Source organism: Shewanella sp. SW1 (assembly GCF_025653545.1).
GTDB classification, from domain to species: domain Bacteria; phylum Pseudomonadota; class Gammaproteobacteria; order Enterobacterales; family Shewanellaceae; genus Shewanella; species Shewanella oncorhynchi.
The window spans coordinates 174,892-192,735 of sequence record NZ_JAKKSG010000002.1; the positions used below are offsets into that span (position 1 = coordinate 174,892).

General features: G+C 46.2%; 17 protein-coding genes. 5 read left to right on the forward strand and 12 right to left on the reverse strand.

What is annotated here, in order from left to right:
• Positions 1-33 precede the first annotated feature (33 nt).
• The 5 genes from L5M71_RS02640 to L5M71_RS02660 all read right to left on the reverse strand — a co-directional run bounded on the left by L5M71_RS02640 (position 34) and on the right by L5M71_RS02660 (position 5,816).
• Positions 34-1,191: an acyl-CoA dehydrogenase family protein gene (locus tag L5M71_RS02640; RefSeq protein WP_263206290.1), complete on the reverse strand. Its 1,158-nt coding sequence runs from the start codon at positions 1,189-1,191 to the stop codon at positions 34-36.
• A gap of 80 nt (positions 1,192-1,271) precedes the next feature.
• Positions 1,272-2,771 (reverse strand): CoA-acylating methylmalonate-semialdehyde dehydrogenase, encoded by a 1,500-nt coding sequence (locus tag L5M71_RS02645; protein ID WP_263206292.1) that lies wholly within the window; start codon positions 2,769-2,771, stop codon positions 1,272-1,274.
• 132 nt (positions 2,772-2,903) lie between these two features.
• Positions 2,904-4,094: a thiolase family protein gene (locus L5M71_RS02650; protein WP_263206294.1), complete on the reverse strand. Its 1,191-nt coding sequence runs from the start codon at positions 4,092-4,094 to the stop codon at positions 2,904-2,906.
• Positions 4,095-4,384: 290 nt separating this feature from the next.
• Complete coding sequence (gene metA / locus L5M71_RS02655; protein WP_028760567.1) at positions 4,385-5,326, reverse strand: homoserine O-acetyltransferase MetA; 942 nt, start codon at positions 5,324-5,326, stop codon at positions 4,385-4,387.
• Between the two features lie 70 nt (positions 5,327-5,396).
• Complete coding sequence (locus L5M71_RS02660; RefSeq protein ID WP_173245790.1) at positions 5,397-5,816, reverse strand: YbaY family lipoprotein; 420 nt, start codon at positions 5,814-5,816, stop codon at positions 5,397-5,399.
• A 117-nt stretch (positions 5,817-5,933) separates the two neighbouring features.
• On the opposite strand from L5M71_RS02660, the gene L5M71_RS02665 reads away from it, so the two are divergent.
• Positions 5,934-6,677 carry an SDR family NAD(P)-dependent oxidoreductase gene (locus tag L5M71_RS02665; RefSeq protein WP_028760569.1) on the forward strand — a complete coding sequence of 248 codons (744 nt, stop codon included), beginning with the start codon at positions 5,934-5,936 and terminating at the stop codon, positions 6,675-6,677.
• Positions 6,678-6,776: 99 nt separating this feature from the next.
• On the opposite strand, the gene ompW is transcribed toward L5M71_RS02665, so the two are convergent.
• From ompW to phhA, 7 genes are all read right to left on the reverse strand, one after another.
• Entirely contained in the window at positions 6,777-7,424 is a 648-nt protein-coding gene (gene ompW / locus L5M71_RS02670; protein WP_028760570.1) for an outer membrane protein OmpW, read from the reverse strand.
• 476 nt (positions 7,425-7,900) lie between these two features.
• Positions 7,901-8,557 carry a nucleotidyltransferase family protein gene (locus L5M71_RS02675; RefSeq protein ID WP_263166101.1) on the reverse strand — a complete coding sequence of 219 codons (657 nt, stop codon included), beginning with the start codon at positions 8,555-8,557 and terminating at the stop codon, positions 7,901-7,903.
• Between the two features lie 429 nt (positions 8,558-8,986).
• Entirely contained in the window at positions 8,987-9,637 is a 651-nt protein-coding gene (gene maiA / locus L5M71_RS02680) for a maleylacetoacetate isomerase (RefSeq protein WP_113938938.1), read from the reverse strand.
• A gap of 87 nt (positions 9,638-9,724) precedes the next feature.
• Positions 9,725-10,711, reverse strand: coding sequence for a fumarylacetoacetate hydrolase family protein (locus tag L5M71_RS02685; RefSeq protein WP_113938939.1), 987 nt, complete (start codon positions 10,709-10,711; stop codon positions 9,725-9,727).
• A 384-nt stretch (positions 10,712-11,095) separates the two neighbouring features.
• Positions 11,096-12,634, reverse strand: coding sequence for a transcriptional regulator TyrR (gene tyrR / locus L5M71_RS02690; protein WP_113938940.1), 1,539 nt, complete (start codon positions 12,632-12,634; stop codon positions 11,096-11,098).
• 268 nt (positions 12,635-12,902) lie between these two features.
• Complete coding sequence (locus L5M71_RS02695; protein WP_106650051.1) at positions 12,903-13,241, reverse strand: 4a-hydroxytetrahydrobiopterin dehydratase; 339 nt, start codon at positions 13,239-13,241, stop codon at positions 12,903-12,905.
• A gap of 138 nt (positions 13,242-13,379) precedes the next feature.
• Positions 13,380-14,180 (reverse strand): phenylalanine 4-monooxygenase, encoded by an 801-nt coding sequence (phhA, locus tag L5M71_RS02700; protein ID WP_263206297.1) that lies wholly within the window; start codon positions 14,178-14,180, stop codon positions 13,380-13,382.
• Between the two features lie 321 nt (positions 14,181-14,501).
• Between phhA and galU the strand changes: the two genes are divergently transcribed.
• The 4 genes from galU (at position 14,502) to L5M71_RS02720 (ending at position 17,558) form a co-directional block, all read left to right on the forward strand.
• A complete protein-coding gene (galU, locus tag L5M71_RS02705; RefSeq protein ID WP_028760578.1) occupies positions 14,502-15,410 on the forward strand; it encodes a UTP--glucose-1-phosphate uridylyltransferase GalU in 909 nt (302 codons plus the stop codon).
• Complete coding sequence (galE, locus tag L5M71_RS02710) at positions 15,410-16,423, forward strand: UDP-glucose 4-epimerase GalE (RefSeq protein ID WP_028760579.1); 1,014 nt, start codon at positions 15,410-15,412, stop codon at positions 16,421-16,423. The genes galU and galE overlap by 1 nt, the downstream gene beginning before the upstream one ends.
• Before the next feature lie 91 nt (positions 16,424-16,514).
• Positions 16,515-16,997 (forward strand): ferredoxin-type protein NapF, encoded by a 483-nt coding sequence (napF, locus tag L5M71_RS02715; protein ID WP_263206300.1) that lies wholly within the window; start codon positions 16,515-16,517, stop codon positions 16,995-16,997.
• A 111-nt stretch (positions 16,998-17,108) separates the two neighbouring features.
• Positions 17,109-17,558, forward strand: coding sequence for a polymer-forming cytoskeletal protein (locus L5M71_RS02720; protein WP_263206302.1), 450 nt, complete (start codon positions 17,109-17,111; stop codon positions 17,556-17,558).
• The last annotated feature ends 286 nt before the right edge of the window (positions 17,559-17,844 follow it).

Genomic DNA, 17,844 nt, shown 5'->3' on the forward strand with positions numbered 1-17,844 from the left:
CCGACCTGTAAGTCACGCATATTGCGAGTTGAATTACAGGATTTGTCCTGCATTTTCATCGAGTAAACGACGGGCGATAATTAAGCGCATAATTTCGTTAGTGCCTTCTAAAATCTGGTGTACACGCACATCACGGAAATGACGTTCCAGCGGGTACTCCCTTATATAACCATATCCACCATGAATTTGCAGCGCCGCATCGCAGACTTGAAAACCCACATCGGTGGCAAAGCGTTTCGCCATAGCGCAATAAGCCGTGGCCTCAGGATCGCCACTATCGAGTTTAAAGGCCGCAAGGCGCACCATTTGGCGGGCTGCGACTAACTCGGTTGTCATATCGGCAAGTTTAAATTGCAGCGCTTGGAAAGCCGCTAAAGGTTTACCAAATTGCTGACGCTCATTCATATATTGAGTTGCGCGCTCTAAAGCCGACTGCGCCGTCCCCACAGAACAGGTAGCGATATTGATGCGACCGCCGTCTAAGCCTTTCATCGCGAACGCAAAACCTTGGCCTTCTTCACCGAGCAAGTTCGCTACTGGCACGCGCACGTTTTCAAAGGTGATTTGACGGGTCGGCTGGGCATTCCAGCCCATTTTATCTTCAGCTTTACCATAAATAACGCCAGCGGCATCCGCCGGAATCGCAATGGCCGAAATCCCCTTAGGCCCAGCTTGACCCGTACGGCACATCACGACTAAAAGCTCAGTGGCGCCAGCACCCGAGATAAACATTTTCGAGCCTGAAATCACATATTCATCGCCGTCGCGCACCGCTTTAGTTTGCAAAGATGCAGCGTCCGAACCCGCGCCCGGCTCAGTCAAACAGTATGACGCTAACATCTGCCCAGTGGTTAACGGCTCAGACCAAGTCTGACGCAGGGTTTCAGTGCCCCAAGTCGTCACCATCCAAGTCGCCATATTGTGAATGGTCAGCATGGCCGTGGTCGCGGTGCAGCCTTTGGCAAGTTCTTCAAAAATAATCGAGGCATCGAGGCGCGATAAACCCATGCCACCTTCGGATTCTGGCGAATACAGAGAGCAAAAACCTAGCTCACCGGCTTTTTGGATCACGTCTTTGGGGAAATGATGTTCTTCATCCCACTTGGCGGCGAACGGGGTTAATTCTTCCGCGGCAAACTGGCGCGCAAGATCGGCAAACTGACGTTGGTCATCGTTGAAATTAAAATCCATTGGGCTCTCCTATGACTCTATGGTCACTTTTTTATTGAATAAATTGGGCGCCATAAAGACGCCACGGTTTATAATCGAGCTTAGCGTAGGTTAATGCTCATATTTGGCGTTGAAGCTACGGCGATATCGGACTCAAACCAGCGGGAAGTGATGGTCTTGGTCTCGGTATAGAAACGCACCGCTTGCTTACCATAAGCATGTTGATCGCCGTAGAAACTGCCCTTCCAACCGGTAAATGAGAAGAAAGGTAATGGCACAGGAATAGGCACGTTAATCCCCACTTGGCCGACTTCGATTTCGTGTTGATATTTACGGGCCGCCGCGCCGCTAGCGGTAAAGATAGACGTGCCGTTGCCATAAGGGCTGGCGTTGACTAATTCGATAGCGGCTTCTAAGGAGTCTGATTTCATACAACAGAGTACAGGGCCAAAGATTTCTTCCTTGTAGATGCTCATCTCAGTGGTGACTTTATCGAACATGGTTGGGCCAATCCAATTACCGGATTCATAACCTTCTACGGTAAAATCGCTGCCATCGAGTAAACACTCGGCGCCTTCGGCTTTACCTTGGGCGATAAGTTTAAGCACCCGCGCCTTAGCGGCTGGGCTGATAACCGGACCATAACCCGCTTCTTTATCGTCCCATAAACCTGGGCGAACTTTGGCTAACGCTTCTTTTAATTCTGGGATCCACTCTTTCGCGGCACCCACAAACACGGCAACCGAAATCGCCATACAACGCTGACCCGCCGCGCCAACAGAAGCGCCGACTAAGTTGTTGATCACTTGCTGTTTGTTTGCATCTGGCATGATAACGCAGTGGTTTTTCGCGCCCGCAAAGGCTTGCACGCGTTTTAAGTTATCGGTACCTGTTTTATAAATATATTGACCCACAGCCACAGAACCGACAAAGGAAATGGCTTTAATCGCAGGGTCTGCCAGCAAAATATCGACGGCTGTTTTATCACCGTGCACTAATTGCAATACGCCTTTAGGTGCGCCCGCCTCAACAAACAGCTCAACCAGGCGCTGCGGCGTCATAGGGTCTTGTTCAGAAGGCTTTAAAATGAAAGTGTTACCGCAGGCAATCGCCAATGGGAACATCCATAACGGGATCATCGCAGGGAAGTTAAATGGCGTAATACCCGCACACACACCGAGTGGTTGAGTGTAACTGTAAGTATCAATTGAACGCGCGACGTTCTCGACGGTTTCGCCCATCAATAATGACGCCACGTTACAAGCATGTTCAGCAACTTCGATACCACGCCATACATCGCCCTTGGCATCTTCAAAGGTTTTACCAGTTTCCTTTGCAAGAATGGTCGCCAATTCGTCGTGATGTTCTTTTAGCAGATGTTGATAACGCAACATGACGCGCGCGCGTTCAGACACTGGCACTTCTTTCCAGGTTTTAAAAGCCGCTTTGGCGCTAGCAATCGCAGCGTGAACTTCTTCGCTAGTGGCAGCATTAATCACAGCAATCGGCGAGTTATTCGCGGGATTGGTGACAATAATCTGTGATGTGCCCGTACCTTGGATAAACTCGCCGTCAATGTAATGCTTTACTTGTGTGGTCATGTTGCAATCCTTTCCTTGTAGAGTGATGGGCTGGCGGTGCGATATTATGATTATCCTCAAGGGAAGTGATTGCCCTTGCCAGCCCCGTCTTGTTGATTTAACTAAAACCTGATTTGACAAAAACCTTTGCGATTAGACCTCAATCGCCATCGCTGTTGCTTCACCACCGCCGATACACAGCGAGGCGACACCGCGTTTAAGGCCGCGGGCTTTTAAAGCATGGATTAAGGTCACTAGTAAACGTGAACCCGAGCAGCCAATAGGATGACCTAAGGCGCAGGCACCGCCATTGACGTTAACCTTAGCTATATTTAAACCGAGCTCAGACACGGCAAGCATAGTCACCATGGCGAAGGCTTCGTTGATTTCGAATAAATCAACTTCATCCGTTGACCAACCGACATTGGCCAGTAATTTCGCCATAGCGCCGACAGGTGCAGTGGTAAAGAGTGAAGGCTCTTGGGCGTGGGTCGTGTGGCCTTTAATGGTGGCTAATACAGTTAAGCCTAAACGCTCAGCTTCGCCACGCGAGGTCAGCATCAATGCCGCTGCGCCATCGGAAATAGAGCTAGAGTTCGCCGCTGTGATAGTGCCATCTTTGGTAAAGGCTGGGCGCAGCGTAGGAATTTTTTCAGGGCGGGCATTACCGGGTTGCTCGTCGGTATCGATAGTCACATCACCACGACGATCGCTGACAGTAACTGGGGTAATTTCGGCTTTAAAGGCACCCGAGTCAATCGCGGCATTGGCTTTTTCGAGCGAACTTAGCGCAAAGGCGTCCATCTGCTCACGAGTGATCCCAAATTCATCGGCGGTTTTCTGGGCAAACGTTCCCATGGCGCCGCCAGTATAAGCATCCTCAAGACCATCTAAAAACATATGATCGAGCACTTTGCCGTGGCCCATGCGCATGCCGCCGCGGGCTTTATCCAAAAGATACGGCGCTTGGCTCATGCTTTCCATACCGCCAGCGATCACCACTTTTGCACTGCCCGCTTTAATCAAATCGTGGGCTAACATTACCGTCTTCATGCCTGAGCCACAGACTTTGTTCACTGTGGTCGCACCAACGGATAAGGGTAATCCCGCACCCAAAGTTGCCTGACGCGCAGGCGCTTGACCTAAACCAGCGGGTAATACGCAGCCCATCAAGACTTCATCAACATGCTCACCCGCTAATTGAGTCTCCGCCAACAAGCCCTTAATGGCTGTCGCGGCTAAAGTCGGTGATGCAACAGATGACAAACTGCCTTGAAAACCACCCATAGGGGTGCGTTTAGCGGCAACAATAACAATATCTTGATTTAACGCTTCAGTACTCATGCAGGCTCCAACCCAAATTGACCACAAGGCCTAGTGCTAGCCTTGGGACGTTTAATAAAATCGACAATAAACCACTCTGACGTTTACGCGAACGTAAAGCAAGTATTCCTTGGTCTAATGTGTCGATTTTATCGGGTGAAAATTGTCAGTAAGGATTTACAGCGAGGCAGGGATTAAGCGCAGTCAAGCGTGGACAACAGAATCTAAGGGAGAGATAAATTAAGAGCTTTTGGGTATCAGCTTAGGTCACATCCATGTGACCACATCACTATAAAAGGCTAAAAAAAACCTTAGCGCGATTCCCACGGCGTCATCGCCGTCATATCACTTAAGTCATAAGGCGTTAACTGGTAAACGTAATAATTGAGCCAATTACTGACCAACAAACTACCGTGGCTGTGCCAGCGGGCAATGGCTTCGGCTTCTGGATTATTATTTCGATAATAGTTTTGTGGCACATTTGGCGTTAAGCCTTGGGCTAAATCCCTATGGTATTCATCGTTTAAAGTCGATTTTTGATATTCAGGGTGCCCCATTACAAACAAGTTACGGTTATTGCGACTTAATACCAAATAGGCCCCGGCTTCATCGGACTGCGCTAACACTTGCAGCTGCGGGTGTTGCCTAATTTCTTCCACATCCATCTCAGCAAAACGCGAATGGGGTGCAAAGAACTCATCATCAAAACCACGTAACAGTGGGAAATGCTGACAAGTGCGCCTATGTACAAATACGCCAGAACGCTTCTGTTGCAATATTTTTCGATTTAAACCATAGAGATGATACAAGCCCGCATGGGCTGCCCAGCATAAAAACAACACTGAGGTGACATGCTCTTGGGACCAGTCGATGATTTCACGGATATGATCCCAATAAACCACATCTTCGAAATCGATTTGCCCAAGCGGCGCGCCCGTGATGATAAGACCGTCGTAATTTTTATGGCGCACGGCTTCAAAATCACGGTAAAAAGTATTCATGTGGTCGATGGAAGTATGCTTGGACTCTTTGTCGTGAATGCGCAGTAAATCCACATCGACTTGTAAAGGCGTGTTGCCCAGTAAGCGCAATAACTGGGTTTCAGTCTCGATTTTGTTCGGCATCAAGTTCAAAATCAGCACCTTCATCGGCCTGATATCTTGATTCGCCGCCCGCGTCTCGGACATAACGAAAATATTTTCTGACTCTAACACCCCTGCTGCGGGCAGATGATCTGGAATTCTAACCGGCATACCGCGCCTCTTCTGTTCGTAAATACTAACGGATTCGGCGCGTATGTCAGCTCACTTCTGAGCGAGCTAACTAGCCACCGACTTTCTCTAGCAGTATCGTCATTGGCTCAGTGGAATTGAGATCAATGTGATAGGCTTGAGTATTAATAAACAATAACTTATCACCCAACATAATCCGGGCACCTATGGCATAAGTGTGACCGGGTTGGAACTGATCGCTACCAATCGCAAAACTGAATGGCGCGGGTGTCGCAGCACCTTGTTGCACGCGCTCCGCCATCACTATGGCTGGCACATCCATTTTTGAGACATCAAGCAGTTGCACTATGACCTTAGCATCGGCAGGTAAGGCTATCCGTTCGCGATATAAGGTCTCGCCTTTTATCTCAACGATAGCATTCGGTGTCGCACAACCCGATAACACCCCCATTACGGCCATTAATGCTAAGGCTGTTAATCTCAACGCGCTTAAACGCAACCATTTGTTCATTTTGTTTCTCCTAATCATACATAAAGACTTCTAGATGTCCATACGCCCAAGCTATAAATCTTGTCTTGGTGAACATAACTTTCTATCATAAGCCACCATTTCGTTGCCGAAAAATCTATGACCCAAGCAACTGCAATCATTGTGGGAGCTAGCTCACAATTAAGTCGTGAACTTGCAAAGCAATTGGCAGATCAACAGGTTGAATTAGTCTTATTCGCCCAAGATCCAGAATCACTGCGCGATTTTGCCTTATCCTTGCCAACAAAAGTACAAGTTTTTGCACTTCAAATTGAACAACCTCAAGCCATCATCAACCAACTTGAATCAGTCTGGCAAACTCTTGGCGGCGCGCACTTAGTCTTAGTTAATACAGGCCTCAATAGCTATGACCCCGAGTTGCCTTGGCTACCGGAGCAAGACATTATCGATGTCAATGTGCGAGGTTTTGCTGCCATCTGCAATACGGCATTTAGACTATTTCGCGAGCAAGGTTATGGACAACTGGCGGCAATCAACTCGATTGCGGGCCTGCGCGGCGGGCCGAGTGTGGCCTATCACGCCTCAAAAGCCTTTGGCCAGAATTACCTTGAGGGCTTAAGTATGCATGCTCAGCGCCTTAAGTTACCGATTACGATTACCGATATCCAACTTGGTTTGCTCGATAAAGCCGCTATGCAGCAAAGTGCAATGTGGCTTGCACCATTGCCACAAGTCGCAGCGCAAATCATCAAGGCAATGAAACAAGGCAAACGCCGCGTCTATGTGACCAAACGCTGGCGCCTCGTCGCTTGGCTTACTGTGTTATTACCCGAATTTATCTATAACACTCGCCACTGGAAAGCTAAAAAGCCAAAGCGCTAAATCGGCTTAGCCTAAGTGGAACAGAACATGGCGCGATAAAAAGTGCAGAAACGAAAAAGGAGCCTAAGGCTCCTTTTTTACGCTTATCTAATCAGTGGATTAGAAAGTGTAACCCACGCTGACCATATAAACCCATGGGTTGATATCAGTGTCGATAACCACAGTGTCGCCCGCTAATTTAAACTTCACGTCACTGCTAATTTGTGCGTACCACACTGAAGCGTTCACTAACCAGTTTTTGTTAACCTGATAGTCAACACCTGCTTGTGCCGCTAAGCCCCACGAAGTGCTCATGCTCAAGTCAGTTAACGCACCATTTAAATCGTTGGTGAACTCATTGTCGAAGAAATTAGTATAGTTAACACCGACACCCACGTATGGACGTAATTTAGATTGCGCATCACCAAAGTAGTACTGCGCCACTAAAGTGGGTGGTAAATGTTTAGTTTCAGCAATCTTACCTACGCCAGCCAAAGAAACATCGTGGCTAAAAGGTGTGGCAGCTAATAACTCAACCCCAAAGTTATCTGTCAGCATGTAGCCAAAGTTTAAACCCACTTGAGTGTTATTGCTGATTTGGAACTCGCCGTTACCCGCAACATCATCACTTGATTCATTTGGCGCAACAACCACAGCACCCGCACGAACGATAATGTCACCCGCTTGGTGAGCCGATACAGAGGCAGAAAAACCAGCGGCTAAAAGGGTGGCAGCGACCAGTGTAGAAACAGTGTTTTTATTCATCATCATACTCCATATGTACAACATAGGTTTTTGTTTTGTATTACATCCTTAACAATTGACGCCTACACTGCCAGAGATATGCAGCTGATTTATTGATCCAAATCAAAGTGAGTGAGCAATACTCACTTATAGGTACTACACATGGGAGCTGAATCACGAAATTCAAACATTTATTGATAATACCCCTTTGTTTTCTGTGAGCTAAGTGCTGTATTAGCCATCACTAATGACTACCGCAAGAGGTAGTGATCAATAACACCACAAACATTTTAGTAACAATGAAAAGCACTTAACTAAGAGGTTATTTGAACATTAATTTCAAATTATAGAGACGGGTTGAATAATGCTAAAAGCAGAAAATGGACAAATAAAAACGGCTTGAGGATTATACCTATCATGTTAGATAACTAGATTGCATGGAATGACAGTGTGAGGCGGTTAAGTCAGTTTTAGACTGAACGAATAAGAAAGTGAGAAGATTAGCTTGAGTAGCAACACGTAAGCAAAGGATAGCGAGTTAGCCAGCCCTTAGTCGCAACTCTGTGCTCAAACAGTGGTAATGATCGCTTTGGATTGGCGCTCAATTTGAGGGCAAACAGGGAGTTCAGCCCAAAGGGAACCACCAGCTCAATACCGTAATGCATGGAATGATGAGCAGTCTCTGCATCTACCTGAGTATCTGTCTCAACATGAGATTTTAAACACACCCCAACCGCGGTTTCTAACTCTGGCCAATGGGCCATAGCATCAATACAAGATGTGTAAGCCATGTCTTGATTGCGACTATGCATGCGCGCCTGATTCTTAACCGACCAAGGTAACTCAGGGGCAAGCTGATGAAGATAGGTTTCAATCGCCAGATCCCGCTCAGGGCTAATATCTAAAGGGCAAAAATAGATCAGATCGATATCGTTCAGTGGACTCAACTCAAATTCGTGCAAACGATCCCAGACTAAATTACGGACAAATCCCGCCGCCAGACACCACTGCGGCATTGAGTGTACTTTGGCACATTGAAGCGCGAGTTCAAGCGCCCTCACCCGCTCGCAGTCTTGAGCTATCCATTCAAGTAATTGATGCTCTAGCGCTGCTTCACTCATTGCATCATTCATAACATTATTCGTAGCACCACTCATAACAGTATCGCCCGCTTCAATATCAGATAAAAACACGGGAAAGACATTAGGCTTACTCCACTTCGCCATCGGTTTCTGAGCACTTTACGACCTCATGACAGAGTAGTGAAACGAAACTATAAATAGGTGCCATTACCGCAACACAAATCCAAAAACCATGTACATCTTTGTCTAGCAGATTAACGCTAACAGTAAAGATGGGCATGAACAGTAGCATCCATTTTATTACATTGAGTTTGTACAGTATCGGCTTATCACAGTGGCAGCAGCGTCCTTCCTTAATCGGCACATCCTTAGCGCCGAGTTTACATTTGCAATACGGACATTTTTTACTGAAAAGCATTTAAACTCCATCGCTGAGATAAGACTCGCAAAGCAAGCCTCATCATCCATTCTTTCTATTCGTAAAAACCGTATCCGCGCAATTCGTTACACCGCATCCGCTTGACGCTCTGGCGCAGCATCGACAAAGGCTTCAAGCTGATTACACTCAGCCCACACGCGCATGATATTGGGATAAGGCGTTAAATCCACATTAAAACGCTGGGCGTTATACACCTGCGGTACTAAACACAGATCGGCTAATGTCACGCCATTCCCAAAGCAATAACGACCGCTATGCTGTGTTAACAAGGTTTCTAAGGCCGTAAAACCACTTGCGACCCAATGGTGATACCAAGTATTTTTAGCGGTGTCATCAACACCTAAGGTTTGCGTTAAATACTGCAATACCCGCAAGTTGTTTAATGGATGGATCTCACAGGCGACCGTAAGTGCCATAGCGCGCACGTGGGCACGTTCAAGAGCCGATGCAGGCAGTAATGGCGACTGTGGATGTATCTCATCAAGATATTCGATAATCGCTAAAGATTGCGACAATGCATCCACATCCAGCTCATCATCCACCACTAAGGTTGGCACTAACTCTAAAGGATTAAGCGCAATGTAGGCCGCTTTATGTTGCTCGCCGCCATCACGTACGAGATGTACTGAAAACTGTTCGGCTGAAATCCCCTTGAGATTAAGGGCAATTCGAACCCGATAGGCTGCACTGGAACGCCAATAACCGTAAAGTTTCATATTTTCATGTCCTTATAAAAGTCAGTATAAAAACGGGGCAATTAAGCCCCGTTAGTTTGAGTCGGTGTAGCCCTTTAAGGAAAAGCCTTAGGCTTTGTATTCAACCACTTTTTGATCGATAGAACCAAAAATGGTTACATCATTATCATCGAGCATTTCGATACGCACTGTGTCACCAAAACGCATAAATGGCGTAGTGGCTTTGCCTTCGGCAATCACTTCTAACATACGTTTTTCCGCTAAACAGCTCGAACCTGCACTACGGTCATAGTTAGAAATAGTACCAGAGCCTATAATTGCGCCTGCGCCCAATGGACGGGTTTTTGCAACATGCGAAACTAACTGACTGAAATTGAAGGTCATATCAACGCCTGCATTCGGACGACCAAATAATTCACCATTTAAATAGGTGATCAGCGGTAAATGCACTTTCGAATCTTCCCAACGGACACCCAATTCATCCGGTGTCACAGCCACAGGCGAAAAACTGCTCGATGGTTTAGATTGGAAAAAACCAAAGCCTTTCGCCAACTCACCAGGGATCAAGTTACGCAATGACACATCGTTAACTAGCATCAACAATTTAATGTGCTTAGCTGCATTGTCAGTGCTCACGCCCATAGGCACATCATCGGTAATAACCGCAATTTCAGATTCGAAATCGATACCCCAGTCTTCACTCGCCAATGGGATATCCGCTTTAGGGGCAATAAAGCTGTCTGAGCCACCTTGATAAAACAACGGATCTGTCCAGAAGGTTTCTGGCATTTCAGCGCCACGGGCTTTACGGACTAATTCAACGTGATTCACATAAGCGCTACCATCGGCCCATTGGTAAGCACGCGGTAATGGCGACAAGCACTTAGCTTCGTCGAACGATTGCGCGTTATCTAACATGCCTTCATTTAACGCATCGTACAATTCTTGCAATTGCGGTCTCAGTAAATCCCAACCATCGAGTAATTGCTGCATAGTGTGGGCAATGGCAGGAACGGCAACCGTTTTAGTGAGATCGCGGCTGACTAACATCAACTGACCATCACGACGACCATTGTTATAACTTGCAAGTTTCATATTGGCTCCAGTGCTCTTCGGCTAGGTGTACAATTTTATTGTGCTGGAAAACACGCGACGTCACCCAGCTTATATTCGGCGATTTAAATCGAACTTTTTGACTCATTAAGGGCATACATGTTACGCAGTTCGCGCCAACGAGGCATGCTCTGTTACTTGCTTTAACGTATTTGTTGCGCGTAGAAATACCCGATGCAGCTCAAGATTCCTATAGCGTGACCAAAATCACATTTAGGTCAATTATTTCACATTTTGTAAACTAATCATTACGTTTATAACCTAGTTACCGCTTATCAATATCTCGGTAAGCAATATGCCTGAAAAGTCGGCAACTAAGTGGAACGATACTGTTACATTGACTGTGTCAACCCAACGAGACTCTGACTAACGGCGCTTGGCTATCTTGTATTCACGCAGTTTATTAGCAATAGCTGTGTGTGATACACCTAGCTTTTTCGCCAACTGGCGAGTGCTCGGGTAGGCCGGATATAATCGACGCAACAAACTCGCTTCAAACTGCTTCATTGCATCGTCCAGATTGCCCTCAAACTCATTATCAAAGTAACCAAAACCTTCGGCGTATGACGGCAATTTCAGCTGTTCTACCGTCAACTCGGCCGAGCCATCCCACATAGACACGGCTCTAAATACCGCGTTCTTTAATTGGCGTACGTTACCTGGCCAAGCGTAGGTGAGCAAATGATCGCGGCACTGGGCCGAAATCCGCCGAACAGGGCTAGACAACTGTTGACTGTAGTGTTCGAGGAACATTTCCGTCAGTGGAATAATATCGACTTTACGCTCGCGTAAGGACGGAATGTGATAACTCAGCACATGGATGCGATAGTACAAATCTTCCCTAAACTCGCCGGTTTGGCATAGTTCAGCTAAATTTTTCTGGGTCGAGCAAATAATTCGTACATCAGCACGCACTTCTTCATCGCCCCCTATGCGTCTAAAAGTGCCATCTTGCAATAGCCGTAGCAGCTTAACTTGAGCCGCCCTAGACATTTCTGCCACTTCATCGAGAAATACAGTGCCCCCCTTAGCTTCTTCAAAAAAACCTCGTTTGACGACTTTGCCCTGACTGACGTAACCGAATAATTCCTCTTCGGCAGCGCTGTCGGGTAGAGCGGCGCAGTTGATGGCGATAAAAGGTTTTTCACGGCGCATCCCCGCATCATGGCTAGCTCTGGCCATTAATTCTTTGCCAGTACCCGTTTCACCCGTGATCAACAAAGGTGCATCGAGCTGGGCCATACGCCGCGCTTGCTTAAGCACTTCCTTCATCTTGTCACTGCTGGCTAATACATTTTCAAAGCCAGTGGTTTGGTTCTGCAGCGCGTTAAACTGTTTTCCAACGCGCGCAGGGGATTTCAGCGACACCACAGCACCAACCAAGATGGTTTTTTCATCCTCATCGGGTAGGTAAATCGGCAGCATTTCGGCAAGATACTCATTCGGACCAATTTGCACCCGCGCCGCTTGTGGCAATACTTGTGCTTCACTCAACCAACGGCTGAAGTTAAAACCTTGCACCCAATGATTAAGCGACTCTTCAAGCACTTCGTGCTCACCCATACCGATATTGAGCAAGGCGGACTCATTAACGATACGGATACGAGCCTTGGCATCGATAGAAAAAACGGAGTCCGGTAAGGTTTTGAGCAGGGTTTTAAGGGCGTAATGTTCTTGCTCTGAGGGCATAAATGACACCGTACGCACATCGTGGACACTTTCCACTTTGCGGATCTGCGGCATCAAGGCACTCAAGGTTTCAAAACTGATTTCGGCAAATTGTAAGTACAGGAATCCTTGGTTACTGGCATCAATGGCAATTAAATTAATACCATAACGCTCTAACACGACTAAGATATCTTTGGCTAAACCAACACGATCCTGACAGCTGACTTCCAAGCGCATAATGACTGATATTCCCTTTTTTGATTTGAATTTTGGGGATAAACCGTGCAGAGCTATTTTTCGCCTTAGGCTTTACAACAAAAATAACGCTTGCTAGGCAAATCGTTACCTTTGACGAAAACGTCAGCGATGAGGGGAAATAGCAGAGCCCGTATACGTTAGAAGGTTAAACTGAAAGTGGCAAGCCTAGTTTACAGTTGAATTGTAACAGGAAGAAAAAATCAGCATCGTAAAACACATTAAGATGCTGATTAAATTGATTAAATAATTAACCTAGTAACTGGTCTGTCTTGGCGGCCATGATGAAGTCATTCTTATGTAGCCCCTTAATGGAGTGCGACCACCAAGTGACAGTCACTTTGCCCCATTCTGTGAAAATGCCTGGATGGTGGAATTCTTCTTCCGCTAAATCCGCCAGCTTATTCGTGAATGCCATCGCCAGTTTAAAGTTTTTAAACTTGTAGACGCGCTCAAGCTGCATTACGCCGTCACGCACTTGCACGCCCCAATCAGGGATCATACGAATAAGTTCTGCCAACTCTTCATCGGTCACTTTTGGTGCATCGGCTTGGCACGCTTCACATTTCATATTCGATAACGCAGTCATACATACTCCTGTTGGCAACATTAATAGGGATATTCAGTTGCACTTTACTCATTACTTATTACTTATTAATTACTTAAATCACATGACTAAATTAGATGGCGACTCAAATAACACATCGAACTATCCATCGAATCGAGACTAGCTCGCCTTGGCTTTGGGAGGATATTTAGGTGCAAATAAACCTAACTGACGTGCCTTAGTGACATAACTCATGATGTCCATTTTGGCAATTTCATCAAGCATATCAATGTGCTCAATCACATAATAAATCGGCTGCATAATATCAATGCGATATGGGGTTCGTAGCACCTTCAATAAATCAAAGGGCTGACGTTCTGGCACGTCACTTTCCATTGCATATAAAGTTTCACCAGGTGAGCTTAAAATACCGCCACCATAGATACACAAGGGGCCATCTTTAGGCTGTAGCAAGCCAAACTCAACCGTAAACCAGTATAAACGCGCTAAAAATACCCTTTCTTCTTTGCTGGCATTTAAACCTAATTGGCCATACATATGTGAAAAATTGGCAAATGAAGGGTTGGTGAGCAAAGGGCAGTGACCAAAGATTTCATGAAAAATATCAGGCTCTTGCAGGTAATCAAACTCTTCCTTACGGCGAATGAATGTCGCCACAGGAAACTCTTTATTGGCCAGCAGTTCAAAGAAACGGCCGAAGGAAATCAGCGCAGGTACGGCTGCCGTTTTCCAGCCGGTGGTCGCTTGCAATACAGTATCAATTTCAGTAAGTTGCGGAATACGATCCTTTGGCATAGCCAAGGCATCTAGCCCTTGCAAATACTCCTTACAGGCACGGCCAGGCAGGTTTATCGCTTGACGGGCATAAAGCTGGCTCCAAATCTCATGTTCTTCTTGCGGGTAGTTGATAAACCCTGTGTCATCAGCTCTGTGAGCGATGTACTCTGTTCCTTTCGTCATAGTCTTCACTTAGTGGCTAGCGCTCATGGAACCATAGTGATCTAAGCCTTTAAATTTGTTAACTCCCTCACACTTTATTCTTGCACCACTACTGTGACGTAAACGTAAAGCAAATATTACAAGGGTATTAAAAACGCCATGCAAGTGCACATCACCCATGCTGGATTAGATGCACTGTGCTACCTTTGCTAAAACTTACGTCGACTTCGCTGTAAAAATACTTAAATATCCTAAGTTTTCAGCGTTTCTAAATAGCTTTTCTGTGCAGGTCATTTACAATATTGGCCATTAACCGCATCTCCTTGACCTAAAAGGTTCGCAATGAAACAACATCAAATTCGTAAAGCCGTTATTCCTGTCGCAGGCCTAGGCACTCGTATGCTTCCAGCGACCAAAGCAATTCCAAAGGAAATGTTACCTGTTGTCGATAAGCCATTGATTCAATACGTAGTCAGTGAAGCTATCGCGGCTGGGATCAAAGAAATTGTACTCGTGACCCACGCCAGTAAAAACTCTATCGAAAACCATTTCGATACCAGTTTCGAATTAGAAGCCCAATTAGAACGCCGCGTTAAACGTCAGTTACTTGAAGCCGTACAATCCATTTGTCCTAAAGATGTAACAGTGATCAGCGTGCGCCAATCTCAAGCTAAAGGCTTAGGTCATGCGATTTTGTGTGCTAAATCTGTCGTCGGCGATGCACCATTTGCCGTATTGCTACCGGATGTGATCATAGATGAAGCCAGCTGTGACCTTCGTAGCGATAACTTAGCCGCTATGGTTGCCCTGTTTGATGAAACCCAAGTCGGTCAAATCATGGTGGAAGGCGTGCCACATAACGTCGTCAACCAATACGGTATTGCCGATGTGAATGGTCATGATTTACAACCGGGTGAATCTGAGCCATTAGTCGAACTGGTTGAGAAGCCAGCCGTGGATGAAGCGCCGTCTAACTTAGCCGTTGTAGGCCGTTATGTGTTACCTGCCAGCATTTGGCCACTACTGGCTAAAACCCCTGCGGGCGCAGGCGATGAAATTCAATTAACGGATGCGATTGCGATGTTAATGAAGCAAGAAACCGTAAATGCTTACTACATGGAAGGTAAGAGCCACGACTGTGGTAACAAGCAAGGTTATATGCGTGCTAACGTTGAATATGCCCTGCGCCACAGCGAAATCGGTGAAGATTTTGCGCACTATTTAAAAACCGTTGTAAAAGGAATTAAGTAATGACGATTTTAGTGACCGGTGGTGCTGGCTATATTGGCACCCACACAGTAGTAGAACTGCTCAATGCTGGTAATGATGTGATTGTATTGGACAACTTGTCTAATTCAAGCATAGAAGCCTTAAACCGAGTCGAGCGGATCACTGGTAAATCGGTTACTTTCTATCAAGGCGATATTCTCAATAAAGCGTTATTGCAGAAAGTGTTTAACGATCATGCTATTGATTCAGTTATCCACTTTGCAGGATTAAAAGCGGTGGGAGAATCCGTCGCAAAACCCCTGAAGTATTATGAGAATAACGTTACGGGTACGCTTATCCTTTGCCAAGTCATGGCAGAATTTAAGGTAAAAAATCTCGTATTCAGCTCATCAGCAACCGTGTATGGCGATCCCGCAAGTTTACCGATCACCGAAGACTTTCCCACAGGGGCAACAAACCCTTATGGTCAGTCTAAGTTGATGGTTGAACATATATTGGCAGATGTACACAATGCCGATCCGAGCTGGAATATCGCCCGTCTGCGCTATTTTAATCCGGTTGGCGCCCATGCCAGTGGCTTAATCGGTGAAGATCCTAACGATATCCCTAACAACTTAATGCCCTTTATTGCGCAGGTTGCCGTGGGTAAACGCACCGCCTTAAGCGTGTTTGGTAATGATTATCCGACTCACGACGGTACTGGCGTGCGTGACTATATCCATGTCGTGGATTTAGCCAATGGCCATTTAAAAGCGCTCGCAAAATTGGCCACTAAACCAGGTCTAGTGACCTATAACTTAGGCACAGGCCAAGGATATAGTGTATTAGACATGGTTAAGGCCTTTGAAAAAGCCTGTGGTAACACCATTGCCTACCAAATTGCACCACGTCGCCCAGGGGATATTGCCGCCTGCTACGCCGATCCAACCCACGCAAGGGAAGATCTTGGCTGGCAAGCGACTCATACCCTAGAAGATATGGCCAACAGTAGCTGGCATTGGCAATCAACCAATCCGAATGGTTATAACGGCTAATAACTTGAATGGCTTGTGGAAATCTCCCAAGCCATTTTTCTTTACCCTCTAAATACCATCGCTTTACAGCATTAACCACCCGAGGAGCAACATGACTCAAAGTATTAATCACAGCCGTCGCAGCCTCTTTCGCCGGCGTAAAGATAATGCGATAAGGCTGCCTTGGGTACGTGATGATATCGAGTTTACCGATGTGTGTACTCGTTGTTCCGCCTGTCTTGAGGTTTGTGAAACTCACATTATCATCAAAGGTGATGGCGGATTTCCTGAAGTCTCCTTTAAGGACAATGAGTGCACATTTTGTACTCTGTGTGCTAAAGCTTGCCCTGAAAATATTTTCGATTTGACTCAAGCACCTTGGCAATACCAAGCCCATATTCAAGAAAGCTGCTTAACCTTTCAAGGGATCTGGTGCCAAAGTTGTAAGGATGCCTGCGAACCAAGAGCCATCAGTTTTGTGCTCAGTATTGGTCAGGCTCCGAGCCCCAAAATAGACCTTGATCTTTGTACTGGATGCGGTGCCTGCGTAGCTCCTTGCCCTAGCAAAGCCATTGAGATAAAACGACCAACTTGATAGAACACTGTAATTGCATTAACACATGCAGAGCTGTGCTTCTCATGGATTTTAAGCTAGTATCGCGCCTCTGTTGAACTCAGTTAATCCCTTCTCGAATTAAGTTAATTTATGATGATGTTTGTAAAAAAACTGTTTTTCCCGCCTAAAAAAAGTACCTCTTTTAGCTTTATTGCTCGAGGCACTAAACTCACGGGAAATATCGAATTAACAGGCGACGTGCTTGTGGGCGGTGATATCCAAGGTCAGCTGCTTTCTGAGGCCAATATCACCATAGAACAAGGCGGTATAATTCAAGGTGAAGTAAAGTGCCATGAATTTATCGTCGATGGGCACTTCAAAGGCAGACTCATTTGTGAGCGTTTAGTGATCCAACGTAATGGTGTTGTCGACGGCGAAGTGGCAAGTACCTCAATGCAAATCCTTGAGGGTGGCCAATTTATCGGGATGCGGATTAAAGAAGATGCACCAACCATTTATTCCCATACAATAGGCCATACACCAACAGCAGATCCACTCAACTTACCGTCCGTGCAAAACGACGTCATAGAATCTCGCTAATCCTAAATGCATCACTATCGTTTGCTCGCCGCCTTAGGCGAGCAGACTTTGACTCACTCTTTTAGCTCAATCATTCCTTTCCGCCCGATGTTAAACATAGCGCCTACTCATCTAACTCCCCCCTCCCTTTACAATAGTTAAATAATTGTTATTTTGCCGAGAGGGATCACAGTTAATCCGCATGCTGAATGTTAATCTTGGCAGTTAGTATCCATGATATTTGATCGCGGTGGTTCGGGTTATCGCAAGGACACAGAACTCCCCTAATAGCGCCGCAAAAACATTT